Annotated in this window: 1 protein-coding gene; it reads right to left on the reverse strand. The window is 63.8% G+C overall.

The features are described from left to right. Positions 1-75 precede the first annotated feature (75 nt). The coding region (locus A2J03_RS03160) for a sensor histidine kinase (RefSeq protein WP_231912342.1) at positions 76-940 on the reverse strand (865 nt) is incomplete at its 5' end.

Genomic DNA, 940 nt, shown 5'->3' on the forward strand with positions numbered 1-940 from the left:
CGTCCTTGTCGGAGGCGAAATCGTCGCTGCTGGCGTCCAATGTGGGGGAGGGGATACCGGGGACGTCACTACCTGCTACCCGGTAGTGAGGCCGATTCGCACCGAAAGAACGGTTCCAGCGCCGAGTGGGCTCGAAATGGTCAAGCTACCCCCGACGGCAGCAACTCGATCCTGCAGACCGATCAATCCGGACCCGGAGTTCGGGTCCGCGCCACCCCGACCGTCGTCGGCCACGGTGAGTTCGAGATCGCTATCCGTCACGCGGGCGGATATGTCGACTTCCGTCGCGTCGGCGTACTTGGCAGTGTTCGTCAGGGCTTCGGCCACAACGTAATACGCGGCCACCTCGATGGAATCATCGAGACGAGTGGGTATCTCGGCGGTCAAAGATACCGGGACGGGGCTGCGCCTCGCGAGCGTCTTCAGCGCCGGACCGAGACCGCCGCGGGAGAGGATCGCGGGATGGATTCCGCGCGAGAGCTCGCGAAGGTCCGAATGCACATGTGACAAGGTTTCGACACTGCGGTCCAGACTGTTTCGGAGCCCGGCGAGGTTTTCGGGAACTGCGGCTTGCGCGGCCCGTAGTTCCATTCCCAGAGACACTATTCGCTGTTGGGCACCATCGTGCAGATCCCGTTCGATTGTGCGCCGCGCCTGATCCGCCGCAGTGACCACGCGGGTTCGGGACCGAGTGAGCTCGAGTCGTGTCTCATGGTTGTAGATGGCGGTGGCGAGAAGGTCGGCGAAGTCGCTCAACCGATCGCGTGTGCCTGTGTCCTCGGTATGACGGGTCGACGTGGCGCCTATGATCACCGCACCCCAGGTGATGCCGTCGACACCGACGGGGACGCCGACGGATCGGCGAATTCCGCGACCGGCCAACAGCGTCGCTATGTCGCTTGTCGCAGTGCTGAAGTCGATTTCCGCAGCCTCGCCGGTG

The sequence above is a fragment of the Rhodococcus sp. EPR-157 genome (genome assembly GCF_001647195.1).
Taxonomy (GTDB): Bacteria; Actinomycetota; Actinomycetes; order Mycobacteriales; family Mycobacteriaceae; genus Rhodococcoides.